Consider the following 18,096-nt stretch of genomic DNA (forward strand, 5'->3'; position numbering starts at 1 on the left):
TCACGCCCTGCGTCAAAAGAAACAGCGCAAAAAAACGGCCCGCTTCCAGTAGGAAGCGGGCCGTTTTGTTGTAGCCGAAAGGTCAGAGCATCAGCTCATCCCCATCACTGGTTCAGGCGGAAATCCTTCTCGGCCGCAGCAAAGCGCTGAAGCATGCCGGCGGTCGGTGCGCCCCTTTTGCTGACGAAGTAGATCGCCAGGCTGGCGAAGATGAAACCAGGGATGATTTCGTACAGGCCCAGCAGTTCGAAGTGTTTCCAGACGATCACGGTGATCGCGCCGACCAGGATGCCGGCCAGTGCGCCGTTGCGGGTCATGTCTTTCCAGATCACGGAGATCAGGACAACTGGACCGAACGCGGCACCGAAACCAGCCCAGGCGTAGCTGACCAGACCCAGTACACGGTTTTCCGGGTTAGCCGCCAGAGCGATGGCGATCAGGGCAACCAGCAGCACCATGGCACGGCCGACCCAGACCAGCTCAACCTGGGAAGCGGTTTTACGCAGGAAGGTTTTGTAGAAGTCTTCGGTCAGGGCGCTCGAGCACACCAGCAGTTGGCAGCTCAGCGTACTCATTACCGCCGCCAGAATGGCCGACAGCAACACACCGGCAACCCACGGGTTGAACAGGATTTTCGCCAGTTCGATGAACACACGCTCGTGGTTTTCGGTCACGGGCATCGCCAGGGCAGGGTTTGCCGAGAAGTAAGCGATACCGAAGAAACCTACAGCGACGGTGCCGCCCAGGCACAGGATCATCCAGGTCATGGAGATGCGACGTGCCTTGGCAATCGACTTGACCGAATCCGCCGCCATGAAACGCGCCAGGATGTGCGGCTGGCCAAAGTAGCCCAGACCCCAGCCCATCAGCGAAATCACGCCGATGAAGGTGGTGTTTTTCAGCATGTCGAAGTTGCTTGGGTCTTGTGCTTCGATCGCCAGGAACGTGGTGTCGATGCCGCCAGTGGCCAGCAGCACGATGATCGGCGTCAGCAGCAAGGCGAAGATCATCAGCGTGGCTTGTACGGTGTCAGTCCAGCTCACTGCCAGGAAACCACCGACGAAGGTGTAGGCAATCGTCGCCGCGGCACCGGCCCACAGCGCTGTCTCGTAGGACATGCCGAAGGTGCTTTCGAACAGACGGGCACCGGCCACGATGCCGGAAGCGCAGTAGATGGTGAAGAACACCAGGATCACGACCGCGGAGATGATCCGCAGCAGGCCGCTTTTATCTTCAAAACGGCTGGAGAAGTAATCCGGCAGGGTCAGTGCATCACCGTTGTGCTCGGTCTGCACGCGCAGACGGCCGGCGACGAACAGCCAGTTCAGGTAAGCACCGATGATCAGGCCGATGGCGATCCAGCTTTCGGAAAGACCGGACATGTAGATGGCGCCTGGCAGGCCCATCAACAACCAGCCGCTCATATCGGAAGCACCGGCAGAGAGTGCAGTCACGACGCTGCCCAGGCTACGACCGCCCAGAATGTAGTCAGAAAGGTTGTTGGTGGAGCGATAGGCCATGAAGCCGATCAGCACCATTGCTGCGATGTAGATCACGAACGTGATCAGGGTTGGATTGCTTACGCTCATTGAGTGACGCCCTGGCATTGTTTTTATGTAACGGCGGCTGGTGAACCGCTCGCAAACGAAGACGTTTGACAGACGATTCGGGATCCCGCGCATTTATGACTGATGTTTCCCCAGGAAAGCCATCAGCCGGCGCACCGATCTTTTTGACCGGTTGCACCTTGGCCGCGAATGCTATTCAACAAAGCAAATAAGGTGCAACCAGTTTCGCCAGAATAAGTTGCACCTAGTCGGATTATCTTGAAAAGGGTCGTTTTTTGCTCCTTTTCAGGGCGTTTTTCGCATTGCGCTAGAAGCAAAAGCACCAAGCAGGCGCGGGAGATGTGTACCAGAATTTATTTCCTGACGAGCCGCCGATTATTCCGACAAAAAAGGGTTGCACCCGGTTGCACCTCGACCAACGCACAGCTAATCTTGCCGCCAGCTGATGCCACGAGGTCGTGGCAAACATGAGGATAAAAATATGGCTACCACCACCCTTGGGGTCAAACTTGACGACCCGACCCGCGAACGCCTCAAGGCCGCCGCGACCTCGATTGATCGCACGCCGCACTGGCTGATCAAGCAGGCAATTTTCAATTACCTGGAAAAACTCGAGGGTGGTGCAACCCTGACCGAGCTGAGCGGTTTGACCGGCAAAGACGCCGACGACGCTGGCGAAGTCCATACCGATCACGCGCACCAGTGCTTCCTGGAGTTCGCTGAAAGCATCCTGCCGCAATCGGTGCTGCGTGCGTCTATCACTGCCGCTTACCGTCGCCCGGAACCCGAAGTGGTGCCGATGCTGATCGAGCAGGCGCGCCTGCCGGCCCCGATGTGCGACGCCACCAACAAGCTCGCCGCCTCGATTGCCGAGAAACTGCGCAATCAGAAGAGCGCCGGCGGCCGTGCCGGGATTGTTCAGGGCCTGTTGCAGGAATTTTCCCTGTCGTCCCAGGAAGGCGTGGCACTGATGTGCCTGGCCGAAGCGCTGCTGCGCATTCCGGACAAAGGCACTCGCGATGCATTGATCCGCGACAAGATCAGCACCGGCAACTGGCAGCCGCACCTGGGCAACAGCCCGTCGCTGTTCGTCAACGCCGCCACCTGGGGCTTGCTGCTGACCGGCAAACTGGTCGCCACCCACAACGAAGCCGGCCTGACTTCGTCGTTGAGCCGCATCATCGGCAAGAGCGGCGAGCCGATGATCCGCAAGGGCGTCGACATGGCCATGCGCCTGATGGGCGAGCAGTTCGTCACCGGCGAAACCATCGCCGAAGCCCTGGCCAACGCCAGCAAGTTCGAAGCCAAAGGCTTTCGCTATTCCTACGACATGCTGGGTGAAGCCGCACTCACCGAGCACGACGCCCAGAAGTACCTGGCCTCGTACGAACAAGCCATCCACTCGATCGGCAAAGCCTCCCACGGTCGCGGGATTTATGAAGGCCCGGGCATTTCCATCAAGCTCTCGGCGCTGCACCCACGCTACAGCCGCGCCCAGTACGAGCGCGTGATGGACGAGCTGTACCCGCGCCTGCTGTCGCTGACCCTGCTGGCCAAGCAATACGACATCGGCCTGAACATCGACGCCGAAGAAGCCGACCGCCTCGAGTTGTCGCTGGATCTGCTGGAGCGCCTGTGCTTCGAGCCGCAACTGACCGGCTGGAACGGCATCGGCTTCGTGATCCAGGCTTACCAGAAGCGTTGCCCGTACGTGATCGATTACGTGATCGACCTGGCTCGCCGCAGCCGTCATCGCCTGATGATCCGCTTGGTGAAAGGCGCGTACTGGGACAGCGAAATCAAACGCGCCCAGGTCGAAGGCCTGGAAGGCTATCCGGTCTACACCCGCAAGGTGTACACCGACGTTTCCTACATCGCCTGCGCACGCAAACTGCTGTCGGTGCCGGAAGTCATCTATCCGCAGTTCGCCACGCACAACGCCCACACCTTGTCGGCCATCTACCACATCGCCGGTCAGAACTATTACCCCGGCCAGTATGAGTTCCAGTGCCTGCACGGCATGGGCGAACCGCTGTACGAACAGGTTGTAGGTAAAGTTTCCGAAGGCAAGCTGAACCGTCCGTGCCGCGTGTACGCACCGGTTGGCACGCACGAAACATTGTTGGCGTACTTGGTGCGTCGTCTGCTGGAAAACGGCGCGAACACTTCGTTCGTCAACCGCATCGCCGACCAGTCTATTTCGATTCAGGAACTGGTGGCCGATCCAGTGGCCAGCATCGAGCAGATGGCTACGCTGGAAGGCGGCTTCGGCCTGCCGCACCCGCGTATCCCGTTGCCGCGTGATCTTTATGGTGCCGAGCGCGCCAACTCCAGCGGCATCGACATGGCCAACGAACATCGTCTGGCTTCCCTGTCGTGCGCCCTGCTGGCCACTGCTCACAACAACTGGAAAGCGGCGCCGATGCTCGGTTGCGCGTCCAGCACTGAAATCCCTGCGCCGGTATTGAACCCGTCGGATCTGCGTGACGTGGTTGGTCACGTACAGGAAGCCACTGTCGAAGACGTCGACAACGCGATCCAGTGCGCCCTGAACGCTGGGCCGATCTGGCAGGCCACCCCGCCGGCCGAACGTGCCGCGATCCTGGAACGTGCCGCCGATTTGATGGAAGGCGAGATCCAGCCGTTGATGGGCCTGTTGGCTCGCGAAGCCGGCAAAACCTTCGCCAACGCCATCGCCGAAGTGCGTGAAGCCGTGGACTTCCTGCGTTACTACGCGGTGCAGGCTCGCAACGATTTTACCAACGATGCCCACCGTCCGTTGGGTCCGGTGGTCTGCATCAGCCCGTGGAACTTCCCGCTGGCGATCTTCAGTGGTCAGGTCGCTGCTGCCCTGGCCGCCGGTAACCCGGTACTGGCCAAACCTGCGGAACAAACCCCGCTGGTGGCCGCTCAAGCCGTGCGTTTGTTGCTCGAAGCCGGGATTCCGGAAGGCGTGCTGCAACTGCTGCCGGGCCGTGGCGAAACCGTTGGTGCCCGTCTGGTCGGTGACGATCGGGTCAAAGGCGTGATGTTCACCGGCTCCACCGAAGTCGCTCGTTTGTTGCAACGCAATGTCGCCGGTCGCCTGGATGCCCAGGGCCGTCCGATTCCGCTGATCGCCGAAACCGGCGGCCAGAACGCGATGATCGTCGACTCCTCGGCGCTGACCGAACAGGTGGTGATCGACGTGGTGTCGTCGGCCTTCGACAGTGCTGGCCAGCGTTGCTCGGCGCTGCGGGTACTGTGCCTGCAGGAAGATTCCGCTGACCGTGTCATCGAAATGCTCAAGGGCGCCATGGCTGAATGCCGTCTCGGTAATCCAGAGCGCCTGTCCGTGGACATCGGCCCGGTGATCGATGCCGAAGCCAAAGCCGGCATCGAGAAGCACATCCAGGCTATGCGCGACAAAGGTCGCAATGTGTATCAGGTGGCCATCGCCAACAGCGAAGAAGTCAAACGCGGCACCTTCGTGATGCCGACCCTGATCGAACTGGAAAGCTTCGACGAACTGCAACGGGAGATCTTCGGCCCGGTGCTGCACGTGGTTCGCTACAAGCGCAAAGAGATCGATCAACTGATCGGCCAGATCAACGCTTCCGGCTACGGCCTGACCCTGGGCGTACACACTCGCATCGACGAGACCATCGCCAAGGTGATCGACAACGTCAACGCCGGTAACGTCTACGTGAACCGCAACATTGTTGGTGCCGTGGTCGGCGTGCAACCGTTCGGCGGTGAAGGCCTGTCGGGTACTGGCCCGAAAGCCGGTGGTCCGCTGTACCTGTACCGCTTGCTGTCGACACGTCCTACCGATGCGATCGAACAATCCTTCGCCCGCGGCGACGCTATCGCTGCACCGGACGTCCGCCTGCGTGACGCCATGAGCAAACCGCTGACCGCCCTGAAAGCCTGGGCCGACAGCAACAAGCTCGCTGACTTGAGCGCCCTGTGCGTGCAGTTCGCGGCGCAATCGCAAAGCGGGATCACCCGTGTACTGGCGGGCCCGACCGGCGAGCGCAACAGCTACGCCATCCTGCCGCGCGAACACGTGCTGTGCCTGGCGGACGTCGAAGGCGATCTGCTGACTCAACTGGCGGCGGTGTTGGCCGTCGGTGGTTCGGCGGTGTGGCCGGACGCTGAACCGGCCAAGGCTTTGTTCGCACGCCTGCCGAAAGAAATCCAGGCTCGGATCAAGCGGGTTGCCGACTGGACCAAGGACGAGGTGGTGATTGATGCGGTCCTGCATCACGGCCATTCCGACCAGTTGCGTGCGGTCTGCCAGCAAGTGGCCAAGCGTGCCGGTGCGATTGTCGGGGTTCACGGCTTGTCGCAGGGTGAAACCAACATTGCGCTGGAACGTCTGGTGATCGAGCGTGCGTTGAGCGTTAACACCGCTGCGGCGGGTGGTAATGCCAGTTTGATGACGATCGGCTAAACCGCAACAAGACCGGGCACCTGCAATGGGTGCCTGGTTTACACATTACCTGTGGGGCTTGCCCGCGATAGCGATGTATCAGTCACTGATGATATTGACCGGTCTGACGCCATCGCGGGCAAGCCCGCTCCCACAGTTGCTTGTGTCGCCTGCTAAGCCGCCGCTCTGCTGCACCATCACGCTCATCAATCATCCTGTTCAGCCTCTATTCCCACGCCTAGACTCGGTCCATTCCAAAATAAGGTAGGCCGCCATGTCCGAGACGTTGCTCAGTTCCCGTAATCTGGCTTTCGAGCTGTATGAAGTCCTCGATGCCGAGGGCCTGACCCAGCGTGAGCGGTTCGCCGAGCACAACCGCGAGACCTTCGATGCGGCCATCGGCACTGCCCGCAGCATCGCCGAGAAGTTATTCGCCCCGCACAACCGCAAGGGCGACGAGAACGAGCCGCGCTATGAGGACGGTCAGGCGATTCTGATTCCGGAAGTGAAACCGGCGGTGGACGCCTTCCTCGAAGCCGGTTTCCTCAACGCCGCGCGCAGTTTCGACGCGGGCGGCATGCAACTTCCTACGCTGCTGTCGCAAGCGTGCTTTGCGCACTTTCAGTCGGCCAACGCGGCGTCGACTTCTTACCCGTTCCTGACCATGGGCGCGGCCAACCTGATCGAAAGCTTCGGCACCGATGAGCAGAAGCAACGCTTCCTGCAACCGATGATCGACGGCCGTTTCTTCGGCACCATGGCCCTCACCGAGCCCCACGCTGGCTCGTCGCTGTCGGATATTCGAACCCGCGCAGAGCCTGCGTCCGACGGCACCTATCGACTCAAGGGCAACAAGATCTTCATCTCCGGTGGCGATCACCCGCTGTCGGAAAACATCGTGCACATGGTGCTGGCCAAACTGCCAGACGCACCGGCCGGGGTGAAGGGCATTTCGCTGTTTATCGTGCCCAAGTTCCTGGTCAACGGTGACGGCAGTCTCGGCAAGCGCAACGACGTGTTGCTGGCCGGGTTGTTCCACAAGATGGGCTGGCGTGGCACCACGTCCACCGCGCTGAACTTCGGCGACAACGGCGAGTGTGTCGGCTATCTGGTGGGCAAGCCGCACCATGGCCTGAGCTACATGTTCCAGATGATGAACGAGGCGCGGATCGGCGTCGGCATGGGCGCGGTGATGCTGGGTTATGCCGGTTATCTGTACTCACTGGAATATGCCCGCGAGCGTCCGCAAGGTCGGGTGCCGGATAGCAAGGACCCGACCACCGCGCCGGTGGCAATCATTCAGCATGCCGATGTCAGACGCATGCTGCTGACGCAAAAATCCTACGTCGAAGGGGCCTTTGACCTCGGGTTGTACGCAGCGCGGCTGTTTGACGACACCACGACGCTTGAGAGCGAAGCCGAGCGCAAACAGGCTCATGAGCTGCTGGATCTGCTGACGCCGATCGTTAAATCCTGGCCGTCGGAGTTTTGCCTGAAGGCCAACGAACTGGCGATCCAGATTCTCGGTGGCCACGGTTATACCCGTGAGTACCCGGTGGAGCAGTACTACCGCGACAACCGCCTGAACCCGATTCACGAAGGGACTCACGGCATTCAGTCACTGGATTTGCTGGGGCGCAAGTTGGCGCAGAACGGGGGCGCGGGGCTCAAGCAACTGATCCGCCTGATCGCCGACACCGCCGAGCGAGCGCAAGCGTATGAATCGCTGACGCCGCTGCGCGAACCGTTGGAGAAACTGGTCGCACGCCTGCAAACCGTGACCATCGGCCTGCTGACCGATCTGGCTCAAGGCAAGGTCAATAGCAGCCTGGCGAACTCGGCGCTGTATCTGAAAGTGTTCGGGCATATGGTGATTGGTTGGCGTTGGCTGGAACAGGCGATTCGCGCCGAGGAAGGATTGGCCAAGGGGAATGCGGCGGATGAGAGCTTTTATAAAGGCAAGCTGCAGGCGGCGCGGTATTTCCTGACGTGGGAAGTGCCGGGTTGTCACCATGAGCTGGCGATTCTTGAGGCGCGGGATGATGTGTGCCTGGCGATGCGGGATGAATGGTTCTGACCGAAGCTTTGTGGCGAAACTGGCATCCAATCGCGGGCAAGCCCGCTCCCACAGGGATCTCTGTTGTTCACAGATAATGTGTTCCACGCACAAATCCTGTGGGAGCGGGCTTGCCCGCGATGGCGTCAGTACAGGCAACACATTTATCAGCTCAACCGAAACCCACCCATCTGCCGAGCCAAATCATCCGCCAACCGCTGCAACGTCTGACAATCTTCCCGACAAACCCTGACTTCCCCCGCCGTCGCTCGAGCCAAATCAGAAATCCCCTGTACATTGCGGTTGATCTCTTCCGTCACCACCGACTGCTCTTCCGTCGCCGTGGCCACCTGATGGTTCATATCGCTGATGCGCTCGACCTGCCCGGTAATCGCCGTCAGCGACGCCCCGGTGCGCTGACTCGACTCAACGCCCGTGCCGGTCGCCGCTTGCCCGGAATGCATGGAAGACACCGCATTCTCCGCGCCTTGCTTGAGACTGCCGATCATTTGCTGGATCTCGTCGGTGGACGATTGAGTTCGCCGCGCCAGGGTCCGCACTTCATCGGCCACCACCGCAAACCCGCGCCCCATGTCCCCGGCCCGCGCCGCTTCGATGGCGGCGTTGAGCGCCAGCAGATTGGTCTGCTCGGAAATCCCGCGAATCACCGCCAACACCTGATCGATGGACGCCACTTGATGAGCCAACTCGCCCACCGCACCGGCGGCGATGCCAATCTCCTCGGACATGCTTTCGATATGCCGGATCGATCCGCCCACCACTTCCCGCGCCTGCAGCGCTTCATCCCGCGCGGTTTGCGAAGCGACGGCCGCGTTGCCGGCGTTTTGAGCGATTTCCTGCACGGTCAGGCCCATCTCGTGGACAGCGGTGGCGACCATGTCGGTCATTTCCTGCTGACGCCCCGAGCGTTCGGCCGTGTTGTCCACCACCCGCGCCACCTGGCCGACCGCCGTGCGCAAACGCTCACTGGTGGCCAGGACTTCGCCGATCATGTCGCGCTGACTTTCCAGGAAGCGATTGAAACCGCGAGCCAGGTCACCCAGCTCATCGGCGCGGCTGGAATTTAACCTGTGGGTCAAATCTCCACCACCGCTACCGATGGCTACCAGCGCCACTGTTACCTGACGGATCGGCCGTACCAGCCCACGGGCGAGCAACACCACTAATAAAAGACAGACCAGCGCCACGACCAGACCAATACCGCTGCTCATCCACATCGCCCGGCGAGCTTCGGCGTAGATCTGCGACTGCGGCACTTCGGCCACCAGGGTCCAGCCCAGATCACGCAGTGGCAGGCTCAAGGCCAGAAACTCTTCGCCATCGCGGGCAAAACTGCTGGTAGCAGCTTTTGGACCCATCACTGCTTGCGCCGCCGAAGCGCCGATTTGCTCGACCAGCGTACGTTTGCCGCTGAACTGCGCCTCGGGGTGAACCTGGATCAATCCGTCGGAACGCACGAGATAGACCTTGCCGCGCTCACCAAAGTTGAAATTCTGGATCAGCTCCGACAGTTCTTTCATGCTCAGGCCCAGCCCGGCGACGCCCACGACTTTACCGGCCTGCTCGACCTTGAGGTCGATGAACAGCGCCAACTCACCGGTGGCGGTGTCATTGTCGATATTGAGGGTGCGCGGCTGATTGCTGTCGAGGAATGAATAGAACCAGGCGTCGTTGGGATTGGAACGGCTGAGCGTCCGGTCCAGGCCTTTTTCAGTGATGTAATGGCTTGAAGCGGCGCCGATAATCAGCGCGGTAAAGGCTTTGTGCTCGGTGCGGATGCCTTCCAGATACTTCACGAATGTGTCGGTCTGGACACTGTTTTCGCCCCCGGCCAACCAGTCTCGCACCATGCTGTTACTGGCAATGTCCTTGGCGGCGGTGAGGGGTTGAACGAGGATTCGCTCGATGTCGTTGCGCATCGCTTCGATGCTCGACGGCAGCGCCTGCTCGACCAGATAGCGCTGGGCGAGGCGGTTGACCACGAAGGTATAAATGCCAACCACGATCAGAATACTGACCAGCAGGGCGGTGCCCATGCTCAGGATCAACTGCCATTGAATACTGCGTCGCCAGAACTGCATGGAGCACCCCCAAAGAATAAGAGGCTGAAACACTGCAACAGCCATGCCGATTGTATACAACTAAATCGACAATTTATTCTTTGGTTGTGCGCAAAGCCGCTCAGGCCTGGTTGATCGTCTTGGCGATCACTTCAACCGTGGCGCTGACTTGCTCTTGGTAACGGTCGAGTTCCTGCCGGTGACGCTTTTGCATTTCGATCTGCTGCGAGCACAGATTCATCGCCGCCAGCACCAGCAAGCGGTCACCGATCAGCGTCGGGTATTTCTTTTTGGTCTCGGCCAGGGCGGCCTTCAACATCAATGCAGCGTCCAGCAGGGTCTGCTCTTCCCCGGCCGGCGCCTTGATTGAATAGTCCTCGCCCAGAATCGAGACGACTTTTACCCCTGCGGCGCCGTAACTCATGCGCTGACAGGGCCGGCGCTGACGCGCTCAACCAAGGCCTGGATGCGTGCGACAGTGGCGCCTTGTTTCTCTTCCTGTTCCATCAGGCTCAGTTGCAGGCTTTCGTTTTCATCCTTGACCCGGGCCAGTTCTGCACTCAGGGATTGATGGGTGCCGAGCAGGGTCTGGTTCTGTTGCACCAGGTCGCTGACCAGCTGTTCCAGTTGGCTTAGGGATGCTTCTAACATTTTGATTTTCCGGGCATTTTCAAAGGGCGCGTACGATAAAGAAAAGTCACTGTGGAAGCCAGGGTTATGCAGGCGCAAGGCCTTGATTTTCCTGACGGTCGACCTTCCTCGCGAGCTTTAAAGACTGCGATTGACGGCTCTGGTTCCTGCACTTCGTCGTTGCGGCCCTTCTGCGACAAATGCGCGCAGCGACTCAAGACTTTAGTCGTATGACCGATAAGCCATGAATACAGCAGTCTCAGCGCCGCACGGATGCGCTTTTTTCGGTGAACACCATGTCCCTACGAAATATGAATATCGCACCGCGGGCGTTCCTCGGCTTCACCCTGATTGGCGTCATGATGCTGATTCTGGGTGTGTTCGCCCTGAACCAGATGAGCAAGATTCGCGGCGCCGCCGAGGAGATCACCTCGAACAGCGTACCGAGCATTAAAAGCCTCGATGAATTCACACAGCTGACCCTGCGTCTGCGCGTGCTGTCTTATCGCCTGTTGGTGAATCGTGAGCCGGACGTCCAACTGAAAACCATGGACCTTCTGGAAACCCGTAACCAGCAGATTCGAGCGGCTCAGACAACCTATGAAAAACTGATCGCCAGCCCCCAGGAACGTGCGGCCTATGATCAGTATGTGCAGTTGCTGGGGCAGTATCGCCAGATCGAAGACCGGATGAAGAGCCTGTCGCGCAACAATCAGGTCGACGAACTGCGCACACTGGTCAACACCGATTTGCTGAACAACTCTGAAGCCATCAACACCGTGCTCAACCGCTTGCTGGAGATCAACACCCAGCAGGCCGACAACGCCAACCAGCAAGCCGCCGACCAGTACTCGTCAGCCTTCAACCTGGTAGTGACCCTGCTGGTGATCGCCACTGGCCTGACCCTGCTGTTCGCCTGGCTGCTGACCAACAGCATCACCAAACCCATCGCCAACGCCCTGAGCGCCGCCGAAGAAATCGCCGAAGGCAACCTGACGCGCCCGATCACGGTCGATGGCGAAGATGAAGCCGGTCGTCTGCTCGCCGCGATGGCGAAGATGCAGGAAAAACTGCGCGACACCCTGCAACGTATTTCCGGTTCGGCCACGCAACTGGCGTCCGCCGCAGAAGAGCTCAACAGCGTCACCGACGAAAGCGCCCGTGGCCTGACCCAGCAGAACAACGAAATCGAACAGGCCGCCACCGCCGTCAATGAAATGACCAGCGCCGTGGAAGAAGTCGCCCGCAACGCCGTGAGCACCTCCGAAGCCTCGAAAAATGCCACCACCTCTGCCGGTGATGGTCGTGACCTGGTGCAGGAAACCGTCAGCGCCATCGAACGCATGAGCGCCGACGTGCAGAGCACCGCTACCCTGATCGGCGATCTGGCCAACGAGTCGCGGGACATCGGCAAAGTGCTGGACGTGATCCGCGGCCTGGCCGACCAGACCAACCTGTTGGCGTTGAACGCCGCCATCGAAGCAGCCCGTGCCGGTGAAGCCGGTCGTGGTTTTGCGGTGGTCGCCGACGAAGTGCGTGCCCTGGCCCATCGCACCCAGCAATCGACCAGCGAAATCGAACGCATGATCGGCAGCATCCAGAGCGGCACCGAACACGCTGTGGATTCGATGCGCAACAGCACCGAGCGCGCCGAATCGACTTTGAACATCGCTCGCGGTGCCGGCCTGTCGCTGGACACCATCAACAGCGCCATCGTCGAAATCAACGAGCGTAACCTGGTGATCGCCAGCGCGGCCGAAGAACAGGCCCAGGTGGCCCGTGAAGTGGACCGCAATCTGGTGAACATTCGTGACCTGTCGGTGCAATCGGCCACTGGCGCCAACCAGACGAGTGCGGCCAGCAGCGAGCTGTCGCGCCTGGCGCTGGACCTGAACAACATGGTCGGGCGGTTTAGCCTGTAACGGCTACACCACCTCTGTGGCGAGGGAGCTTGCTCCCGCTCGGCTGCGAAGCAGTCGCAAATCGGTCCAAGCATTGAACCTGATGCAACGCAGCGCCGGTTTGGGGTCGCTACGCGACCCAGCGGGAGCAAGCTCCCTCGCCACAGTGATCTCATCCAGCCGAAGCGGGTGTGGATGATCAGCGTTAAAAGCTTTTTGACAGCATCACATTTCAACAGGTTAGAATCGCTGGCACGCAGACTGCATGGTCAGTTTGTGCCCGCCTTTAGCTTTCTGGAGTACTGCCTTTGAATGCGACGACCATCAACAGCCTGTTCTTGATCGGCGCGTTGCTGGTAGGTGCGAGCATTCTGGTGAGCTCACTTTCATCGCGCCTCGGTATCCCGATTCTGGTGATCATCCTCGCGGTGGGCATGTCGGCCGGTGTCGACGGTGCCGGTATTATTTTCGATAACTATCCAACGGCTTATCTGGTCGGCAACCTCGCCCTGGCAGTAATCCTGCTCGACGGTGGCTTGCGCACCCGGGTGGCGAGTTTCCGCGTGGCGTTGTGGCCGGCGCTGTCGCTGGCCACAGTCGGGGTGTTGATCACCACCGGGCTGACCGGGATGGCGGCGGCGTGGTTGTTCGACTTGAACATGATCCAGGGCCTGCTGATCGGCGCCATCGTTGGCTCCACCGATGCCGCGGCCGTGTTCTCGCTGCTGGGGGGCAAGGGCCTGAACGAACGGGTGAGCGCGAGCCTGGAGATCGAATCCGGCAGCAACGACCCGATGGCGGTGTTCCTTACCGTGACGCTGATCGACATGCTCGCCAGCGGCCAGACCGGCCTGCACTGGAGCCTGCTCGGGCATTTGGTGCGCGAGTTCGGCATCGGCGGTGTGATCGGTCTCGGTGGGGGTTGGCTACTGCTGCAACTGGTCAACCGTATCAACCTGGCCTCCGGCCTTTATCCGATTCTGATGATTGCCGGTGGCCTGGTGTTATTTGCCTTGACCAACGCCCTGCACGGTAGCGGCTTTTTGGCGGTGTACCTGTGTGGCCTGGTGATCGGCAACCGCCCGGTGCGAAGTCGCCACGGCATTTTGCATATGCTCGACGGCATGGCCTGGCTGGCACAGATCGGCATGTTCCTGGTGCTGGGGCTGTTGGTCACGCCCCATGACCTGCTGCCGATTGCTTTGCCGGCGCTGGGCCTGGCGCTGTGGATGATTCTGTTTGCTCGTCCGCTGTCAGTGCTGGTCGGCCTGTTGCCCTTCAAAGCGTTCCATGGCCGCGAAAAGGCGTTCATTTCCTGGGTTGGCCTGCGCGGTGCCGTACCGATCATTCTGGCGGTGTTCCCGCTGATGGCGGGGCTGCCCAACGCTCAGCTCTACTTCAATCTGGCGTTCTTTATCGTGCTCGTGTCGCTGCTGGTGCAAGGCACAAGCCTGCCCTGGGTTGCCAAGCTTTTAAAAGTGACCGTCCCGCCGGAGCCCTTGCCAATCTCTCGATCGGCGCTGGAAGTGCATGTCACCAGCGAGTGGGAGCTGTTCGTGTATCGCCTCGGTGCCGAGAAATGGTGCATTGGATCCCCCCTTCGCGAGCTGAAAATGCCCGAAGGCACCCGTATCGCGGCCCTGTTTCGTGGCCAACAACTGCTCCATCCGTCGGGTAGTACGGTGCTCGAAGTCGATGATTTGCTCTGCGTGATCGGCCATGAACACAACCTTCCAGCCCTCGGTAAACTCTTCAGTCAGGCACCGCAACGGGGGCTGGATTTGCGCTTCTTCGGCGACTTCGTGCTCGAAGGAGACGCCCAGCTGGGCGCGGTTGCTGCCCTGTACGGGTTGAAAGTCGAAGGCATCGATCCAAACATGTCCCTGGGCCACTTCATTGCCCAGAAAGTGGGCGGTGCCCCAGTCGTCGGTGACCAGGTGGAGTGGAACAACACCCTCTGGACCGTCGCGGTCATGGAAGGGAACAAGATCGGTAAAGTGGGCGTCAGATTCCCCGAAGGAAGTCGCCCCGGTCCCGGCTTGTTCCTCTAAACTCCATTCTTCATCTCGTTTCGATCGGTCTCTATGTCAACTCTGCGCACCTTTTTCATCATGGCCCTGCTGGGCTTGAGCCTTTCCATCAACACGCTGCAAGCCGCCGAACCGCCGTCCAGCGAAGCCGTGCAGGCGAGCCTGAACAAGATCGCCGACCGCAAACTGCCGGAAGCCGACCAGAAAACCCTGCAAACCATCCTGCAGAGCACGCTCACCCAGCTCAACAACCTGCGCGATTACGATCAGAAGCTGATCGATCTCAAGCAGCAGTTGGCCAACGCTCCGAAGCAGAACATCGAGAACCAGCGCGAACTGACCCGCCTCAAGGCCACCAAAGTGGTGCCGGTGGGGCAACGCTATACCAAAGAGACGATTCAGCAGCTCGAACAACTGTTGACCGAACGCGCCACCCAGCAAAGCGATCTGCAGAAAGCCCTGGCCGAAGCGAACAGCCTGATCATCACCGCCCAGACCCGCCCCGAGCGCGCCCAGGCCGAGATCTCTGCCAGTCAGACGCGTATCCAGCAGATCAATAACACCCTCAAGCTCGGCAAGGACAGCGGCAAGACCTTGACCCCTGAGCAGCGCGATCAGCTCAATGCTGAACTCGCGGCACTGAACGCCTTGATCCCGTTGCGTCGCCAGGAACTGGCCGGCAACAGCCTGTTGCAGGACCTGGGCAACAGCCAGCACGACTTGCTGTCGGAAAAATCCGATCGCCTGGATCAGGAGATCCAGGACCTGCAAACCCTGATCAACCAGAAACGCCTGGCCCAGTCGCAAGAGACAGTGACCCAACAGTCCATCGAAGCGCAGAAGGCCGGCGGCAGCAGCCTGCTGGCCACCGAAAGCGCGGCCAACCTGAAGCTCTCGGACTACCTGCTCAAAAGCACCGACCGCCTCAATGAAGTCACCCAACAGAACCTGCAGACCAAGCAGCAACTGGACAGCGTGACCCAGAGCGATTCGGCACTGGACGAACAGATCAACGTACTCAAGGGCAGCCTGCTGCTCTCCAAGATTCTCTACAAACAGAAACAGGCTCTGCCGCGTCTCAGGCTCGACCGCGACCTGGCCGACCAGATTGCCGACATTCGCCTGTATCAGTTCGAAGTCAGTCAGCAACGGGAACTGCTCAGCAACCCGATCACCTATGTCGACAACCTGCTGGCAACTCAACCACCCGAGCAAGTCACCCCGCAACTGCGCAAGAGCCTGCTGGAACTGGCCACCACCCGCGCGGACCTGTTGGAGCGTTTGAATCGCGAACTGAGCGCGGTGCTCAACGAATCCATCACCCTGCAACTCAACCAGAAGCAACTGCTCAGCACCGCACAAAGTCTGCGGGCGACCCTCGACGAGCAAATGTTCTGGATTCCCAGCAACAAGCCGCTGGATTTTGAGTGGATGCACGGCGTGCCGGATCGCCTGCAACGCCAGGTTACCACCTTGCCGTGGGCCTCAAGCCTGAGCGAACTGACCGATGGCCTGACGCAGCGGCCGCTGCTGTTCCTGCCACTGGCCTTGCTGATCGGGGCTCTGCTATGGCGCCGCAAGAATCTCTATGCCCGCCTGAACAAAGTTCACCAGGACATCGGCCATTTCAAGCGCGACAGCCAGTGGCACACACCGCAAGCGATTCTGATCAATATCCTGCTGGCGATGCCGGTCTCTCTGGGTCTGGCCTTGTGCGGCCTGGCTTTGCAGATCGACGCCCGAGGGCAGAACACGAACATGGGTGCGGCGCTGCTGCAAATGGCCCAGGCCTGGCTGGTGTTCTACACCGCCTACCGCATCCTCGCGCCGGGCGGCGTGGCCGAACTGCATTTCCGCTGGGAAAAACCTCAGGTCGAGTTCCTTCAGGGCTGGATTCGCCGACTCGGGCTGGTGGTGATGGCCCTGGTGACCGTGGTGGCCGTTGCTGAACTGCAACCGGCGGCGCTGGCCGATGACGTGCTCGGCATGCCGGTGGTGCTGACTTGCTACGCCTTGATGGCCTGGCTGCTCAGCCGTCTGCTGATCAGCAGCCCGACCCACGAAAACGCCTCGCTGTTCCGCAAGGCCGTGGGAGTGCTGTTCACCGTCCTGCCGATCGCATTGTTCGTCGCCGTGTGCTTTGGCTACTACTACACCGCGCTGAAACTCAGTGACCGATTGATCAACACGCTGTACTTGCTGATGTTCTGGCTGGTGATCGAAGCGACCTTCGTGCGCGGCCTCAGCGTTGCGGCACGGCGCCTGGCCTATCAGCGCGCCCTGGCCAAACGCCAGGCAGCGAAAGAGGCCGGCGACGGCGAAGCGGTGATCGAAGAACCGACCCTGGACATCGAGAAGGTCAACGAGCAATCCCTGCGACTGATCCGTCTGGCCCTGCTCGGCGGTTTCATCGCTGCGCTGTATTGGGTCTGGTCGGACCTGATTTCGGTGTTCTCGTACCTGGACAACATCACCCTCTACGAATACACCAGCGGCACCGGCGCCAACATGAGCATGGTGCCGATCAGCATCGGCGACATGCTCGGCGCGCTGATCATCATCGGCATCACCTTTGCGCTGGCGCGCAACCTGCCAGGCCTGCTCGAAGTGTTTGTGCTGTCGAAGCTGAACCTGGCCCAGGGCAGCTCCTATGCCACGACCACGTTGCTGTCCTATGTGATCGCCGGCGTCGGTTTCGTCTCGACCCTGTCCACGCTCGGCGTTAGCTGGGACAAGTTGCAATGGCTGGTGGCGGCGCTGTCGGTCGGTCTCGGTTTCGGAATGCAGGAGATCTTCGCCAACTTCATCTCCGGGATCATGATCCTGTTCGAACGCCCGGTACGGATCGGCGACACCATCACCATCGGCAACCTGTCGGGCACGGTGAGCAAGATCCGCATCCGCGCGACGACCATCACCGACTTCGACCGCAAGGACATCATCGTCCCGAACAAAACGTTCATCACCGGGCAACTGATCAACTGGTCCCTGACCGACACCATCACCCGGGTGACCCTCAAACTCGGCGTCGATTACGGCTCGGACCTGGACCTGGTGAAAGAGCTGCTGCTCAAGGCTGCCCGGGATAACCCGCGCGTGCTGAAGGACCCGGAACCCCACGTGTACTTCCTGAACTTCGGCGAAAGCACCCTCGACCATGAGTTGCGCATGCATGTGCGCGATCTTGGCGACCGCAACCCGGTACTTGATGAGGTCAACCGCTTTATCAATCGCGAGTTCAAGAAGCAGAAGATCAACATCTCGTTCCGGCAAATGGAGGTCTATCTCAAGAACCTTCACGGCCAGGAGTACAAGATGGTGCCGGTCGAGCCGGAAACCAAAACCATCGTGCCGCTGCCCGATGGCAATCCGCGGCGGGAGCCGCCGCCTGTCGAACTCGACTAAGCGCTCTATCC

At 60.3% G+C, this 18,096-nt stretch carries 9 protein-coding genes and 2 pseudogenes; 6 read left to right on the forward strand and 5 right to left on the reverse strand.

Annotated elements, in window-relative coordinates:
- Positions 1–104: 104 nt before the first annotated feature.
- Positions 105–1,589, reverse strand: a complete 1,485-nt coding sequence (gene putP / locus LOY38_RS27355) for a sodium/proline symporter PutP (RefSeq protein WP_258697890.1) — start codon at positions 1,587–1,589, stop codon at positions 105–107.
- Between the two features lie 460 nt (positions 1,590–2,049).
- Between putP and putA the strand changes: the two genes are divergently transcribed.
- Both putA and LOY38_RS27365 read left to right on the forward strand, forming a co-directional pair.
- Complete coding sequence (gene putA, locus LOY38_RS27360) at positions 2,050–6,003, forward strand: trifunctional transcriptional regulator/proline dehydrogenase/L-glutamate gamma-semialdehyde dehydrogenase (protein WP_258697891.1); 3,954 nt, start codon at positions 2,050–2,052, stop codon at positions 6,001–6,003.
- A 253-nt stretch (positions 6,004–6,256) separates the two neighbouring features.
- On the forward strand, positions 6,257–8,059 hold the full coding sequence (locus tag LOY38_RS27365; RefSeq protein WP_258697892.1) for an acyl-CoA dehydrogenase: 1,803 nt from the start codon (positions 6,257–6,259) through the stop codon (positions 8,057–8,059).
- Between the two features lie 146 nt (positions 8,060–8,205).
- Here LOY38_RS27365 and LOY38_RS30445 read toward each other — a convergent pair whose 3' ends face one another.
- The 4 genes and pseudogenes from LOY38_RS30445 to LOY38_RS27380 all read right to left on the reverse strand — a co-directional run bounded on the left by LOY38_RS30445 (position 8,206) and on the right by LOY38_RS27380 (position 10,770).
- Positions 8,206–9,051, reverse strand: coding sequence for a methyl-accepting chemotaxis protein (locus tag LOY38_RS30445; protein ID WP_408980645.1), 846 nt, complete (start codon positions 9,049–9,051; stop codon positions 8,206–8,208).
- Between the two features lie 21 nt (positions 9,052–9,072).
- Positions 9,073–10,185: pseudogene (locus LOY38_RS30450) on the reverse strand (cache domain-containing protein); the annotation flags it as partial.
- A 55-nt stretch (positions 10,186–10,240) separates the two neighbouring features.
- Complete coding sequence (locus tag LOY38_RS27375; RefSeq protein ID WP_258697894.1) at positions 10,241–10,543, reverse strand: cell division protein ZapA; 303 nt, start codon at positions 10,541–10,543, stop codon at positions 10,241–10,243.
- Entirely contained in the window at positions 10,540–10,770 is a 231-nt protein-coding gene (locus LOY38_RS27380; protein WP_258697895.1) for a hypothetical protein, read from the reverse strand. Before LOY38_RS27380 ends, LOY38_RS27375 begins: the two co-directional genes overlap by 4 nt.
- Before the next feature lie 290 nt (positions 10,771–11,060).
- Here LOY38_RS27380 and LOY38_RS30455 point away from each other — a divergent pair.
- The 4 genes and pseudogenes from LOY38_RS30455 to mscK form a co-directional block, all read left to right on the forward strand.
- Positions 11,061–11,816: pseudogene (locus tag LOY38_RS30455) on the forward strand (MCP four helix bundle domain-containing protein); the annotation flags it as partial.
- Positions 11,808–12,671, forward strand: coding sequence for a methyl-accepting chemotaxis protein (locus tag LOY38_RS30460; RefSeq protein ID WP_408980646.1), 864 nt, complete (start codon positions 11,808–11,810; stop codon positions 12,669–12,671). The pseudogene LOY38_RS30455 and the gene LOY38_RS30460, both read left to right, overlap by 9 nt.
- Positions 12,672–12,958: 287 nt before the next feature.
- Positions 12,959–14,701: a potassium/proton antiporter gene (locus LOY38_RS27390; protein ID WP_258697897.1), complete on the forward strand. Its 1,743-nt coding sequence runs from the start codon at positions 12,959–12,961 to the stop codon at positions 14,699–14,701.
- Between the two features lie 33 nt (positions 14,702–14,734).
- The gene (gene mscK, locus LOY38_RS27395; protein WP_258697898.1) at positions 14,735–18,085 is read left to right on the forward strand and encodes a mechanosensitive channel MscK; all 3,351 of its coding nucleotides are present in this window, start codon (positions 14,735–14,737) and stop codon (positions 18,083–18,085) included.
- The last annotated feature ends 11 nt before the right edge of the window (positions 18,086–18,096 follow it).

Source organism: Pseudomonas sp. B21-015 (assembly GCF_024749285.1).
Lineage (GTDB): Bacteria > Pseudomonadota > Gammaproteobacteria > Pseudomonadales > Pseudomonadaceae > Aquipseudomonas.